The sequence below is a fragment of the Myroides sp. LJL116 genome (assembly GCF_054871685.1).
Genome location: NZ_JBTXLR010000009.1, coordinates 1 through 13,941 on the forward strand (window position 1 = coordinate 1; position 13,941 = coordinate 13,941).

The following is a 13,941-nucleotide window of genomic DNA, read 5'->3' on the forward strand; positions in this document are numbered from 1 at the left end:
TGTAATCGGTAAATAAGAATACACAATTTTTGGCAATTAGAAATGCAGCATTTTTGGCAACAAGACTGCACAACTTTTGCAAGAATAATTACATAGTTCATCTTTTGGGGCTTACGCCCCAAAAGAAAATATAATCTTTGTTTTAAACCAAAAAGACAAAGAAAATATGAACCAATATTATTCTAAAATTATTATGTACAAAGAAGTTCATCAAATGAAACGAGAAGGATTTTCCATCCGTTTCATTGCAAAACACTTAGAGCTCAATTGGCGTACTACCAAACGATTACTAACTCTAAATGAACAAGAGTTTGAGCACGAATTAGAAAACTCTAAAAATCGAAAGAGATCTTTAGAAGTTTACACTGAGTTCGTAAAAGAAAAACTCACTACTTTTAGTGATACTTCTGCTGCTCAAATGCATGACTGGCTCAAAGAGCATTATAGCGACTTTCCTAAAGTAAATCAAAAAACAGTCTACAATTTTATAATGTGGGTTCGCGCCACTTATAATATTCCAAAAGTAAAAATAATTAGACAATATACAATGGTCCAAGAAGTATCTTATGGATCTCAAGCACAAGTTGATTTTGGATTTTATAATATGAGAACTACTAGTGGAAGAGTTGTAAAAGTACAGTTCTTCTGCATGGTATTATCGAGATCGCGTTATAAGTATATAGAGTTTAGCGACATACCTTATAACTGCACTAGAGTTATTCAGGCTCATGAAAACGCCTTTTCTTTCTTTGAAGGAATCCCAGGTCAAATAGTTTATGATCAAGATAGGCTATTTATGGTAGATGAAAATTACGGCGAACCTAATATTGACCAAAGAATTTAGTTCTAATGTGAAGTCCCGTAAAATGGATACTCATTTTTGTCGCAAAGCAGATCCAGAAAGTAAAGGTAAAATCGAAAATGTAGTGAAGTATGTAAAACAAAACTTCTTGTACAACCGCATGTTTACTACCTTAAATGATTTAAATAAAGCAGCCTTACTATGGTTAGAACGCACTGCTAATGCAAATGAACACGGTACAACAAAAAAATCACCACAAGATGAATTTGTTATAGAGAAGGAATTTCTCTTTCCTTGGTATGCTTTAGAATTACTAGTTAAAGCTCAATACCCGAGTTATACTGTTCACAAAGACAATAAGATATCTTACAAAAGCAACTTATATAGTCTTCCAATTGGAACTTACCAAGGTCCTCAAACGAAAGTTCTTGTCAAGATAGATAATGAATATTTAGTCCTTTTAACTTTAGAAGAACAGGAAATATGCAGACACGTTTTATCCGCCTTAAGAGGGCAGAAAATTATAGCTAGGAACCACAAAAGAGATCTGCGCTATACTCTGGAGCAAATGATGGAGAGCTTTGTCAAGTCCTGAAATAACGATACAGGATTAATATTATAAAAACACTAAAAAATGGTAGTAGACATCTTAATTTACTACCATTTTTTTTAGGTTTTAAACTTTATTTACACAACTTTATTCATCTAATGTCATTCCATTTCTACTAGATTTCATTTGTCTTTTGTATAGTTTGCTCGATATTTTCTGTTAATATTTCGGGTAGAAAGTTTTCTCTCGGTGTTCCGTTTACATGATACAGTCTTTCACCCGGAAACTGAAAACCTATTTTAGTTTGGGAAAGCTGAAAACTCCAAATTGCTCCAATAAGTCCAGCCATTTGAGTTCCGATAATTCTCCCCCGATTCATCCCGTCAAATCCGATAGCAATCCCCTCCCCCATACTGCCAGTCCAACGTCCGACAAGTATGTAAACATTCCCTTTATAAGTCTCATTTCTTGATGTTACATATTCAACCCAATGTCTTTTAGTTTGATATTCTTCTTCGTCAAACTCGTGCACTTGATACGGCAAAGGTTTATCGATAAATCTTCCCATTATTGCCCTAGCAACAGTTGTATTTCCACCTCCAGGTGTTTCTGTCAAGTCAATAACTATATTTTCATATTGAAACAAACTATCTAATGTTTTGTCAAACTCCGCGATTAAATGATTATTTCCTAAAGAATTATTGATCTTAATGTAAGCTGTTTTTTTGTTCAATACTTCACTATGAAGTAATTCATTGCTGTTTTGGCAAGCTACTGGGAAATAAGTTTTCTCTTTTCCGTTTTCAATAACTGTTATTTCTCTTTTTCTATCGTGAGTTCCTGCAAACAACATATTAAGAGCATATTGATACATTTTTTGGTTTGGATTATTAGTATACTTTGGCAGAAATTCTTTTAGTTGACTTTCAATAGCCTGTCCGTTGAAAAGCTTTACTTCCATTCCTATTTCTAATCCCGATAAATCTGCTCCAAACCCCTTTCGTAAATCTTTAATATAGAATGCATTGTTGGATTTTTCAACATACAAGTCTAAACCGGAAGGAATCAATCGATTTGATGAGTCTAAGTTAGTATTTAAAGAAGAATGCCCATTATGAAGTTCATTTAATACGTTTTCGAGGAATTGAATAAATTCATCATCGCTTGATATTTTTTCAGTCCTCGGCTCATAAATTTCTCTTACTTTCTCCCAATCAATATCTTGCTGTTCTAAATAGGCATAATGATTATTTAAATTTGTCCAAAATTCTATAAAGTCCTTTTGGTATTTAGTTTGAGCAACAACAGTATTTCCAGCGAGAAACAAGATAAGTAAAACTGTTCTTATAAAAATTTTAATATTCATAGTAGAATTGAGTTCCGAAAGAGCCATTAATACAGATATTTCACGAAACAAAACACAATATAGTTTCATAAAAAACACCTATGAAGGGCTTTCATTTAATTTGCTCCTAATATAATTATTCTTATTTAACATACAGATAATTACAAGGTTATTTTTTATGGACAGTGAAATAGATTAAGATAAAGTCATTGTATTCAAGTATAAATAGCTGGAAAAAGATATTGAAGTTAAACCTACGATTAATAAACAGGGGAATATTCAAGGGTATCGTTTTATTCATTTACCAACACATACAAATTTAAAAGCAAGTGAAATTGACAGAAATATGAAGTTGAATGATTTATTTAAAAATACAGTAAGTACAGATTCTAAGGATGAAGTAAACAAGCTATTTAAAAGTCAAGAATCATCCGATTCACAAATGCACAATTGGAAAACAGATGTGTCTGTTTTATTTAGTATGTTATCTGCCTTACAGTTTAGTGGTAACGATGAAGACTATGAACAAAAAAAACGCAAACGAAGAACATTAAAAAGTAAACAATGGTAATAAATAAACCTAAACTAACCGATATAACAGAAATATTACTTCAACAAGTCATACATAAGTATTCCGGTCCAAAGTGAACCTTAAGAAAAAAGATGAGAAAATAACCTAATTTTTTGCTATATTTATACTACTAAAAACAAACCTCACAAACTGTTCAGTTTGCCACCGGAATTACCTGTCCACTTTCACCGGAATACATAATATTATAAAAAATATTAATCAAAATCATATTTAACATTACAGGCAAAAGCGTTAACACACCTAATAAAAGAGTACGTCTAAATAATAAAAAAACACTGCCAATTATTTGGAAAAATGCCACAATCACAGATAGTCCATAGGAGAACCCATAATATTTCCACGTTAGTTCTTGTCCCGTTAATACGCTTGCTAAAGAATCATTGATATGCTAGGAATAATTGAAATTAACTTCAAATATTTTTTGAAATCCAAAATCCAAGAGTAAAAATGCAATCCAATAACGCAATAAGACAGAAAGCCAAGCCATACATTTTATCGAATTAAAGGTCTTGTTCTTCTCCTTTTTATGCCAATAAAAAGAAAATCCTATACAGAAAAGAACAGACAAAGCTAAAGCCGAAAAGCCCAAAGGAAGTATAAGCTGTGAAAGCTTATAAGGTAAAAGGGGGGCAATGATAAAAAGTGCTGTATTTATACTACCGACGATCGCTAAGAAGGATAACGAAAATTTAGAAAACCAGTTGGTGGTGTTTCATTCTTCCATTGTACGCATAAGTTTAATTCATTAAGATTTACTTTTTCTGCTTGTACAATAGAATACTCAGCAGTGTTTTATTATAAAATAAAAGACGTAAGAGTTTCATTAAAACACTTGTATTCGTACGACGTTAGATTTGATGCTAATATAGATTATTTTTTGTCTAATTGTATACTTAGTGAAAACATAAAAAAAAGTCAGACTAATAAATACAGAACTTCAATTCTCATATATTGCTGTTGGAATACACCTTGGAATAAATGACTTATAGCTTATATAATTATTCAGTGACTTGAGAATTTAAATGAAAGGTAAAAGCCTAAGATCTTAAAAGATAAAGTTAAGCACCAGGAAGAGTTTTTGAACATGGTAATACACGCAAAGAGCTTTTAACGTAGAAGAAGGTATATATTTATTAAAGCATAAGTAAAAAAGTTATTCCCTTAGACTATGGAAGCTTTAGATATTCTAATCTAACAGGGGAAAATACGTGCTGATGGAGTAAGTAACTGCAACTTGAAACAAGTCAAAGAAGCGAAAGTATAACATACAAGCAAGTATAATAATTCAACTATAAATATATCTTGTATCACAATTAATTGCTTAACATAGATCCAATTCATCAGTATCACCACCTATAAGTTAACTTTAAACTATATCTAATATTTTCACTTCTTTCTGTAAATAACTTCCTACCATAAGACGTTGTCACAAAATTATTTTTATTTATGGAAGTAGAATTTGAGTAAAAAAATAATGCCATATTTCTATGGCACTATTATATTCTTTTCTAAAACTCACATAGTTTTAGATTATAATTTATTCAAAAAATTTTTTGCAGACTCTACTTTTTTAGGAAATAAAACTCTTTCCTTCAATTTAGAAGAAACTAATGATAAAAGTGTAGTTTCACTAACTTTTACATATTTACTGTTTTTATTTTTTTTGTTTTCCATAGTACAAATATATTACTTTTTCTGCACAACTACACAAAAATAATCCTTAAATTTCTCGTAACACTCTAAATATGAGTTACCATCATCATCTTTCATACCCCCGAAAAAAATGTATTCCTTAATCAAATCATCATAATTTTTATCAACATAACTTTTGTAAATTCTTAAGCGTTGATTATATTTTCGACAATTTCCATTTTTACATTTTGCACAATTTGCTTTGCATTCTTCTAAAAATTCATCTCTACTATCACTTCCTTGAATAATAACTTTATCGTTAGGAAACTTTTTAAAAAAAAGCGGTATACTACTCAAAACCGTATTAAAAACTTGATATGGGTCACCATTATTCGAGTTTGCATCATCAATAATTGAGTCCTCATCTAGATCATAGTTACCAAAAGCAAGGTTATATATATCGTGATCTTGAAATTCTTGTAAATATTGGAAATCAATAACTTTAATGATTTTCTCTTGACCATTACTAATAAATAAAAACCTCAAATACTTATCATCTTCAGAGTCGCTTTCTTCTAAATTATAAACGTTTGTATTTAAATTCATTAAAATATTTTATTATTTACTTATATTTTCAGTTTTGGTTTTATTACAATTACCACTAACAACTCTCTTATTAACTATAATCACAGTTTAAAATGTAAAAATCTCCATTTACACCAACTTTGACATTTCGTAATATTTGTATTTACTAATATATGAAAAAAGAGAATATAAAAACTTTTAAGAGAAAAAAACACTCTTTCAAAATCCCTTTAACCTGAAATTTCGTCACTTTGATATTGAAAAATACCTACAGCAGCCTTCTTTGCAATGATCTTCTACCTTTAAACGATCTAAAAATTATTACACCCAAGATAATGATACTTCTATTTTCTAAACGTAGCCATGTGAATAGGTATATATAGCTTTTTCCTGACCTTTGCTAAAATAAAAAAATGATACGCCATGAGCTATTCCATCTTTAAAGCTTCGTTCATGTTCAATAACCCCATTATACCCATAAGTGAAACCAACACCAGTGAAAGGTCATTATTATAGTAAATAATCCCATTTTCTAATGAAAGATCATCAAAATTTATTACTTGCGAGAGAACAGCTAAAGGAGGTAATAAGGATAAGAATTGTATAGTACTAAAAAACACTCTTCTTCATATAGATTTTTGTTAATTATTGAAAACAAATTTAGTTCTTATTTTTGCAAGATCTACATATAGATAAAACAACTTTTACTAAAGACCGCATGGACGCCACTGTTTTGTACCACTCAAAATCCCTTAAATAGCTTATACCATTTTAAAATCTTCTAATGCATCTAAATCACTATACTACTTGACACATACCCTTCATTTTCTATGGTTTTCAACTATAAAAAGGTTTTTGTTTTATTTATTCAGAAGTAAAAATCTTTATAAATAAAAAAACCGATAACTCTAGTTATCGGTTTCTTAGCCAAGAAAGAGCATTACTTCCTTTTATTTTGTATGCTTATAAACGATGATGGTTCCCGTTTTGAATTGTTTTGGATAGTTTATTAGAAAAATTTCATGTTTCCTTTAAAAACGGATGTAATTGATTTTGCAATTAAATCCACTTTTTTAAATTAGAACGAAACAGTATTAGTATGTATTAGTATAGTGTAGTTTCTCTGTACTAATCAACTTATTGTTGTGGTCGTATTTTCTACGTTCTTGTTCTTGATTATCCTGTACTTCATAATAATCTAACTTTCCGTTTGTGTAATAATACTCGATATCTTGTATTCGATTGGTACATTCTTTTTTCCTAATAAGCCCTTCGCTATAATATTCTCTACACCATGAATTCTCTTCAAAAGGGTAAGAATGATAAGTTTTTACTCCTTGCTCATCATAATCAATAGCTTCGCGAGTTATTGTCTGTGTATAGGATCTCAGTATTCCATTTTCATAAAACATCTTTTCAGATTTGTTTTCCCCATCTCTTTCTACCTTAATATTTCCGTTTTCGTAATATTCGCTTACCACAGAATTGTGCCAATCTCCACCTTTTTTAATGATACGCTGTGTAATTATACTCCCACTTTTTGGATTAAAATCCTGAATTACGGAACGCTCATCATTAGCTTCAATTTTCGTTGAAGGATTATCATCTCCCTCCAAAGTTACACTCACAGCAGATACATTTCCGTTCTCAAACTCCAAATTCCAAATCTCTTTTTGACCTTGTTCAGAGTTTTCAAAATAGGCAGTGTCCGTAAATTGTCCGTCTTGATCAATGGTAAACCAAAAATTTTGATAGTTATTTTTTAAATAATATTTTCCTTCTTTGGGTGTGAATTTTATGTTTTCTAGTGATTTTCTATAATCTTCTACAGAAGGTCTCATCCCTCTTATATTTATTTTATCCCAAACTACCCAGTATAAAGAACTATTAACGAGTTCTAGTATTTCCAGAGATTGTGAACCGTTACGCAACTGATTAGCTTGAAGAATATATTTATCCTCTAGTGTGATTTCTTCTTGCCCAAAGGCAAAAACGCAGACAAAAAGAAGCGCTGAAAGTGTAAGTAATTTTTTCATATAATTTAATAGGATTTTTTTAACGCGAAATACTGCTTTTTGTCGATCCTACAACTCAAATTACCTTGACCAAATAGCCAATAAAATAGCACAAGCTTCAAAATTCGCCAAAAAAAGGAATAACGCTTTTTTATTTTAGCAAACTTATAAAATTATAATAGAGATTACTATAAAAAAACATAGGTAATATTTTACCTTAAGAGGGCGTTTTAAAAAGCCCGATGATAAACTAAATCACTGATAGAATACCTTGCTATTTGCAATGAAGACAATACAGCGCAACAGCCCACTTGATAATTTTTGGCTTTATACTCTGCCCAGTGATAAGTTGCTAACTACCTGATTTGCCATGGTGTATAAATACCTGCTTATTTATACCTCTATGGAAAACCAGAGACTAAAATCTACTTATTTTACACAATCATTTTCCTAATAGTAGTAGTTAAAACAGGCTATGCTTAAATACAATACTCCAATTATATTACAAACTAAAGCAGAATGTATTTTGCACGCGTAGCAAAAAGGGTTGTTTTTTAAAGAACTGGAAGTATAGACTATTAAAAACCCCTTAGTTAACTATATTCTAGTTAACTAAGGGGCGTTTATGTAGAGGTTAATCAAATACAATTATTTGCCTGATAGCTTCTCCACTTGCTAATCTTTCAAAGCCTTCATTGATATCTTCTAATTTAAGTCGATGGGTTATTAATTTATCCACTGGTAAACTTCCATTTTTATATAATTCAAGAAAGTTTGGAATATCAATTTTAGGTACGCAGCTACCTAAATAACATCCTTTCAACGTTTTTTCTTGGCCTACTAAAGTAAGTGGATTTAAACTTAATCTTGCCTTTGGATTAGGAAGAGCACCTGTCACGGTAACACCACCTTTTTTTGTTGCATTAAAAGCGAAATCTAATGCTGGCATTGCCCCAGCGAATTCAATGGATTTATCCACTCCCTCAGATGGTTTTACCTGATCTTTTAAATCATTTAGAGCATCTTCACTGCCGGAGTTCAAAATATGAGTTGCCCCAAAGTCTTTAGCCATAGCTAGTTTAGAATCGCTTATATCTGCGGCAATAATCTTAGAAGCCCCCGCTGCTTTAGCTCCTAAAATAGCAGATAACCCTACCCCTCCTAAGCCAACAACAAGTAAAGATTCTCCTGCTTGTAGTTTAGCAGTATGTACTACAGCACCAACACCAGTCATCACAGCGCAACCAAATAAAGCAGCTATCTCAAAGCTATATGCTTTATCTATTTTGACTAGAGAGTAAATAGAGGCAATACTATACTGTGCAAAACCTGAAACCCCTAAGTGATGATAATATTTCTCTCCTTTGTCGTTTACTATTTTTCGTGTACCATTTAATAATACCCCTTCGTTATTGGCTTTTGCACCTTCGGAGCAAAGTGCAGCCCTGCCAGAGACACAATATTCACAATGTCCACAAGAGGGTAAAAAAGCAAAAACCACATGATCTCCCACTTCAAATCCTTTTACATCCTGTCCAAGCTTTACAATGATACCTGAGGCTTCATGTCCTAGAACCATAGGGGTTTGTCTTGGGCGATTACCATCAATGACTGACAAATCCGAATGACATAACCCAGCTGCTTTTATTTGAACTATAACTTCCTCCTTTCCAGGCTCTCTGAGAGTTACCTCTTCTATCTTTAAAGGTTTAGAAGTTGTATATGGCCTTTGATGACCACCTATTTGATGAAGTACTGCTGCTTTAGTTTTCATAACAAATACGATTTAATTATAAAATTCATTAGGTCCCTTTTTAAACTCTTTCCATTTTTCAGGGTCATGTCCCGTAACAACAAGAGAGTTATGTTTATCGGCAAGCTCACGCAACTTTTTAACTGAGCGAACTGCATCTACTGTGGAGGCTAAGAAACCTGGAAGAGCTTTTTCATCCCAATGATCGGTTGTATAAGCAGCATCTACAGCTAAAATTATACTACCAGTATTGGGTAAATTAATTAAAAAGCTGCAATGCCCAGGTGAATGTCCAGGAGTTGGGATCATTTGAATTACTCCATCCCCATAGACATCAAAACTATCATTATAATTAAGTTCTAAAAATTGCCATTTTAATCCTGGCTTGTCAAAATCCTTTCTAATATATCCTCCATCTGCAAACCAATCTGGAGTAAAAGCATATTCATATTCTTTTCTCTGCACAATATGAGTTGCATTTGGGAAATGTCCTATGGCTCCTGTATGGTCTAGATGTAAATGAGATTGTAAAACATATCTAATACTTGAGGGATCTACTCCTAGGCTTTTAATTACGTTCAAACAACCTTCTGACTCTTGCATCACTGGCCAGTATACCTCTGTAATACCTCCCCAGTGAGCCACAGGATCCTTGGCACAAAGCACAGAGTTTCCTCCATCTATAATAATGTTTCCTTTAGGGTGAATTAGTAAATACCAAGGCACAGGTATTTCATAAGGGTCCAAAGAAGCATTCATTTTAATGTTGTTTTCCTTACATTTCAAAACTCCTGTTTGGAACATAAAAAGCTTAATTTGATTCTCCATAATTACTTGATTTTTGGTTAGTTGCTGTAATTTATGGATTTTTTTTCATAGAATAGGGAACTTGTTTTTTTTTAACAACTAATACAAATAGTAAAAATTACTATAAAAACATTTGAATAATGTAAGATAACTTTGTCTAAGTTTTGGGGTGCAGTCTAGAATAGTGGCGCACATTCATCGGAATGTCCAATTTTTAATGTATTAGATATTTATCTCAATAATACCTATCAATTAATAAGACAAGATCATAAAAATGGAAAGAGGATTACACCTTGGATCATCCTCATAAGGTATTAGAAAATAATCCAGATTTGATAAAAGTTTTAAACTCTTCATCAAATCTGAACATAATGAGTATTATTTGCCGAATTTAGAAGTGTCCTAAAATGGGGAAGCCTACAAAAGCTCAACACAAAAAAGTGAAAGAACACTTATGCCTAAATTTACTTTGACGTGATCTTCTATGTAAGTACAACCTATGTATTTAGTTACAAATAAAATGCTCTAAAGGATAAATTGCTTAGCTTAGAAAAGTAAAAAACAACCTACTTAGGTTGTTTTTAAAATTGTATCATTTGTCTTTATAACAATATCCTCTTTCACTAATTCAATAACATTAATGGTAGGCAAAATAAACATGTTAAAAGGCGTATTTTCTACTTTGGCATGCAAAACTCCTCTCAAGGTGCCCACAGCAAGTACTACAAAATGTCTTGCAACTTCAATAGGAAGATTAATTTCCCCTAAGTCAGCAGTACATATACTTTTCCAATGCTCTTCAGAAATTTCAAAATGACATCCTATTTCTAATATAAGAAAAGGTCCTTTGTCTTGACTGAAATTTACTGCTAACAACACAGTAATTCTTCTTTGTTCTAAATTATATCCGAAACGTAAGCTATTGTTTAATTCTACATTTTCAATGCTTTTGTTAAAGGCACTTTCAATTATCGCAAACTGTTCAGTTGTAATAGAACGTAGTGCAAATTTAATTTGATTTATATTTTCCATTATGCAGCTGATGCGTAATTATTTCCAACACCTGTTTTAATCTCTAAGTTAGCATATAAATTATGACTATAAGCAACTGGACTAGATAAAATTACAGGTGATGATATTGTATTTTCTACTGTAATAAAACTACTTATAACATCATAAGAAATTGTTTGTCTTAATTCAACTTCAGGTACCTCAATCAATTTAGTTGCTAGTATCTTACTAATTTTACAAATAGTATCAATCTGAAGATTCTCCTCCCCTTTCAACAATTTGTTTACATATTGAGGTGAACAGTCCATTAACTCTGCTAATTCAACTTGAGTTTTCGGATAAGTATTTGTTTTTTTGTTCGCACTTAAAATAGATCCAATTTTAACAGCTATGTTAAAAGAAATATCTAACCAATGTTCATTCTCTTTACGCCATTTAGCTTTTTCAAGCCATTTAGAATCTTTGATAGAGTTTTGAACTAATTTTTGTTTTATTTTATTTATACTCATAATAACATTTTTTTGTGTAACTAGAGACTATGATAGGCAAAAATATAAGTATAGCCCTAACATAAAATAAGCTAGTCGAAATATCCTTCTATAGCTATATCCTCTACTGCAAGTAATTATTTCTAAAATCATTGCAAGTCATACATTTCAAATTTTAATGACTTATTTCATATAGATCAAATGTATCCGTACTATCATCTTTTAGGTAATTACAAGTTATATCTAATTTTTTTAATTCTTTCAATAAATACTCCCTGTCATTAAGCGTTTCACGAAGTTTAATAGCTCCTCCACAAACTACAAAAAAATTGACATCTACTCTAATAGCATATAATCTCAACCAAGTTTTCCTACCTTTCACCTTTACTTTATCTTTTTCAAATTCTTTGTCAAACCTGCCGTTTGATAAAGGTTTAAAAAGTGTAGATAAAGTTTCAAAGCGATTGGTTTTACCTGCTTCTGCATACTCTAAAAGAATTGCTTCTAATTGTTTTGCTTCTTCTCTAGTCTTCTCAATAGCTTGATCTATTGTGATACCCTCCCAATAATTGTCTTCTAAATCCTGCTGATGTTCTTCAAAAAATAAACGTAATTGAAATGGGTCATTCCAAAAATCAAACAATCTTCTGAATTCGTGTAATTGCTCTCCTACTATATGAAGCCTAGAATTACTATATCCAATAGTTTTAAACTCTTCTTCAAATAAAACAGAAAACAAACTTCCTTCTACGACTTCAAATATATCAACTATTCGCATATAATCAACCTACAGGTTTATTTTTTAATTTACTTTTAATCATACCGAGGTTATCAATAACTACTTAGAAGTTATATTTTTTTATTTCTATTCTCATAAAGACTTCTATAAAGATACGTTTTTCTTTTCAAAAATCAACCTGTAAGTTTATTTTCAACATTACTTAGAGTATTTAAATGCTTGCTATAAATAAAAAATCTCGAAATACCCACTGATCCATTAAATAGAACAATTCCAGTATTAAAAATATGAAATTATTAATCGGTCTTTTTTTACAAAACCTTAAACAAAAAGTTTCTTAAACACAGTTTTAAACCCTATTCCAGCCTTTACACAGCTGACAGGTGTACACTACTTGGATATTTTAGGTATACTTAGTCTGACTAGCCTTTCAATGCTAAAATCAAAGCTTTGCGAACACAGTTTAGAGAAGTAAGCGAAGTGAATATCTTTCTTATTGATTAACCAAATTATTTGCATAAAGAAAGGTTTAGAGGTTAATCCAAACTAATCCCGAATCTTCAATAGAATAATAGGATATCCCTAAAAAAGAAAAAACCTATGACTTATAATAAGTCATAGGTTTTTTCTTTTCTTAATAACTTTTTAAAAGTTATTATTTATAATTTCGCGGAGAAAGAGGGATTCGAACCCCCGGACCTGTTACAGTCAATAGTTTTCAAGACTACCGCAATCGACCACTCTGCCATTTCTCCAAGGCTATACCTTTGGTATTGCGAGTGCAAAAATACAATTATTACTTATACTTCCAAACGATTTTTATCCTTTTTTTACTGTATTTTACAAACCAACTATTATCTACCTACAACTCAATACCTTATATTACAAAAAAAAATATAACCTTTTTACACTCCCCTATCTCAAACTACTATTGAACTGAAGAGAACTTCTTCAGACCTAAAAACAAAAGAGGTAGAAGTTTTCGAATTTAAAAGAAACGACTCAACCAAACTGGTAAACTCAGCTTTAGGCAGAGTGCGGTATAATAAAGAATTTTGGGATAATTATACGCCAGATCCTAGTCTAGAAGTCATCTTCAATTAATTTGCCTATTAAACTAAAGAATAAAACGGATCCAAATAGCTTATAAAATATAGACAAAAAGAATATTTTCTGTAAATTACATATAGATTACTACATTTGCTAACTTGTTATATCCATAGCAAAATAAACAAATAACTTCTTATGCAAAGCAACAACCCATTACACGGAAAAAAACTAGTAGATATTTTAGAAGAACTAGTAGACTATTACCAAGGTTTTGAGCAATTGTCTCAGCAAATAAATATTCGCTGTTTTACCCATGATCCTAGTATAAAATCAAGCTTAACCTTCTTGAGAAGAACTCCTTGGGCAAGGGAAAAAACAGAAAGCTTATACCTTTATGTACTTCGTCAAAAAGCAAAAGAAGCTAAAAAACAAAACCTTTTACAACAGCAAAAAGACACTCTTGATTCACCAGAGGCTTCTAAGGAATAAACCCTCAGTGAAGACTTGTATAAAAAATAAAACTCTAGTTACAAGTTTTGTTTACCTTATAACTAGAGTTTTTTATTTTATTT

The 13,941-nt window shown here is 31.2% G+C and carries 12 protein-coding genes and 1 tRNA gene; 4 read left to right on the forward strand and 9 right to left on the reverse strand.

What is annotated here, in order from left to right; all coding sequences use genetic code 11:
• Positions 1-166 precede the first annotated feature (166 nt).
• Positions 167-844 (forward strand): transposase, encoded by a 678-nt coding sequence (locus tag ACYSNM_RS07885; RefSeq protein ID WP_461756393.1) that lies wholly within the window; start codon positions 167-169, stop codon positions 842-844.
• Between the two features lie 22 nt (positions 845-866).
• Entirely contained in the window at positions 867-1,397 is a 531-nt protein-coding gene (locus ACYSNM_RS07890) for a hypothetical protein (protein WP_461756394.1), read from the forward strand.
• A gap of 130 nt (positions 1,398-1,527) precedes the next feature.
• On the opposite strand, the gene ACYSNM_RS07895 is transcribed toward ACYSNM_RS07890, so the two are convergent.
• Positions 1,528-2,718: a S41 family peptidase gene (locus ACYSNM_RS07895; protein WP_461756395.1), complete on the reverse strand. Its 1,191-nt coding sequence runs from the start codon at positions 2,716-2,718 to the stop codon at positions 1,528-1,530.
• 325 nt (positions 2,719-3,043) lie between these two features.
• Between ACYSNM_RS07895 and ACYSNM_RS07900 the strand changes: the two genes are divergently transcribed.
• The gene (locus tag ACYSNM_RS07900; RefSeq protein WP_461756396.1) at positions 3,044-3,268 is read left to right on the forward strand and encodes a hypothetical protein; all 225 of its coding nucleotides are present in this window, start codon (positions 3,044-3,046) and stop codon (positions 3,266-3,268) included.
• A gap of 1,707 nt (positions 3,269-4,975) precedes the next feature.
• Here the strand turns inward: ACYSNM_RS07900 and ACYSNM_RS07905 are convergent.
• The 8 genes from ACYSNM_RS07905 to ACYSNM_RS07940 form a co-directional block, all read right to left on the reverse strand.
• A complete protein-coding gene (locus ACYSNM_RS07905) occupies positions 4,976-5,527 on the reverse strand; it encodes a DUF6934 family protein (protein WP_461756397.1) in 552 nt (183 codons plus the stop codon).
• A 1,073-nt stretch (positions 5,528-6,600) separates the two neighbouring features.
• Positions 6,601-7,542, reverse strand: coding sequence for a hypothetical protein (locus tag ACYSNM_RS07910; RefSeq protein WP_461756398.1), 942 nt, complete (start codon positions 7,540-7,542; stop codon positions 6,601-6,603).
• Positions 7,543-8,155: 613 nt separating this feature from the next.
• Positions 8,156-9,295 carry a zinc-dependent alcohol dehydrogenase family protein gene (locus ACYSNM_RS07915; RefSeq protein ID WP_461756399.1) on the reverse strand — a complete coding sequence of 380 codons (1,140 nt, stop codon included), beginning with the start codon at positions 9,293-9,295 and terminating at the stop codon, positions 8,156-8,158.
• A gap of 12 nt (positions 9,296-9,307) precedes the next feature.
• Positions 9,308-10,102 carry an AttM family quorum-quenching N-acyl homoserine lactonase gene (attM, locus tag ACYSNM_RS07920; protein WP_461756400.1) on the reverse strand — a complete coding sequence of 265 codons (795 nt, stop codon included), beginning with the start codon at positions 10,100-10,102 and terminating at the stop codon, positions 9,308-9,310.
• 549 nt (positions 10,103-10,651) lie between these two features.
• Positions 10,652-11,113 carry a hypothetical protein gene (locus ACYSNM_RS07925; protein WP_461756401.1) on the reverse strand — a complete coding sequence of 154 codons (462 nt, stop codon included), beginning with the start codon at positions 11,111-11,113 and terminating at the stop codon, positions 10,652-10,654.
• Positions 11,113-11,601: a helix-turn-helix transcriptional regulator gene (locus ACYSNM_RS07930; protein ID WP_461756402.1), complete on the reverse strand. Its 489-nt coding sequence runs from the start codon at positions 11,599-11,601 to the stop codon at positions 11,113-11,115. The genes ACYSNM_RS07925 and ACYSNM_RS07930 overlap by 1 nt, the downstream gene beginning before the upstream one ends.
• Positions 11,602-11,755: 154 nt before the next feature.
• Positions 11,756-12,358, reverse strand: a complete 603-nt coding sequence (locus ACYSNM_RS07935; protein WP_461756403.1) for a hypothetical protein — start codon at positions 12,356-12,358, stop codon at positions 11,756-11,758.
• Positions 12,359-12,989: 631 nt separating this feature from the next.
• A tRNA-Ser gene (locus tag ACYSNM_RS07940) sits at positions 12,990-13,074 on the reverse strand.
• A 490-nt stretch (positions 13,075-13,564) separates the two neighbouring features.
• Between ACYSNM_RS07940 and ACYSNM_RS07945 the strand changes: the two genes are divergently transcribed.
• Positions 13,565-13,858: a VF530 family protein gene (locus ACYSNM_RS07945; RefSeq protein WP_461753432.1), complete on the forward strand. Its 294-nt coding sequence runs from the start codon at positions 13,565-13,567 to the stop codon at positions 13,856-13,858.
• Positions 13,859-13,941 lie beyond the last annotated feature (83 nt).

Excerpts from the sequence above, each read along its gene's own strand:
- ACYSNM_RS07885 (WP_461756393.1), top strand. The coding sequence starts at position 167 with ATGAACCAATATTATTCTAAAATTATTATGTACAAAGAAGTTCATCAA.
- ACYSNM_RS07890 (WP_461756394.1), top strand. The coding sequence starts at position 867 with ATGGATACTCATTTTTGTCGCAAAGCAGATCCAGAAAGTAAAGGTAAA.
- ACYSNM_RS07895 (WP_461756395.1), bottom strand. The coding sequence starts at position 2,718 with ATGAATATTAAAATTTTTATAAGAACAGTTTTACTTATCTTGTTTCTC.
- ACYSNM_RS07900 (WP_461756396.1), top strand. The coding sequence starts at position 3,044 with ATGAAGTTGAATGATTTATTTAAAAATACAGTAAGTACAGATTCTAAG.
- ACYSNM_RS07905 (WP_461756397.1), bottom strand. The coding sequence starts at position 5,527 with ATGAATTTAAATACAAACGTTTATAATTTAGAAGAAAGCGACTCTGAA.
- ACYSNM_RS07910 (WP_461756398.1), bottom strand. The coding sequence starts at position 7,542 with ATGAAAAAATTACTTACACTTTCAGCGCTTCTTTTTGTCTGCGTTTTT.
- ACYSNM_RS07915 (WP_461756399.1), bottom strand. The coding sequence starts at position 9,295 with ATGAAAACTAAAGCAGCAGTACTTCATCAAATAGGTGGTCATCAAAGG.
- attM (WP_461756400.1), bottom strand. The coding sequence starts at position 10,102 with ATGGAGAATCAAATTAAGCTTTTTATGTTCCAAACAGGAGTTTTGAAA.
- ACYSNM_RS07925 (WP_461756401.1), bottom strand. The coding sequence starts at position 11,113 with ATGGAAAATATAAATCAAATTAAATTTGCACTACGTTCTATTACAACT.
- ACYSNM_RS07930 (WP_461756402.1), bottom strand. The coding sequence starts at position 11,601 with ATGAGTATAAATAAAATAAAACAAAAATTAGTTCAAAACTCTATCAAA.
- ACYSNM_RS07935 (WP_461756403.1), bottom strand. The coding sequence starts at position 12,358 with ATGCGAATAGTTGATATATTTGAAGTCGTAGAAGGAAGTTTGTTTTCT.
- ACYSNM_RS07945 (WP_461753432.1), top strand. The coding sequence starts at position 13,565 with ATGCAAAGCAACAACCCATTACACGGAAAAAAACTAGTAGATATTTTA.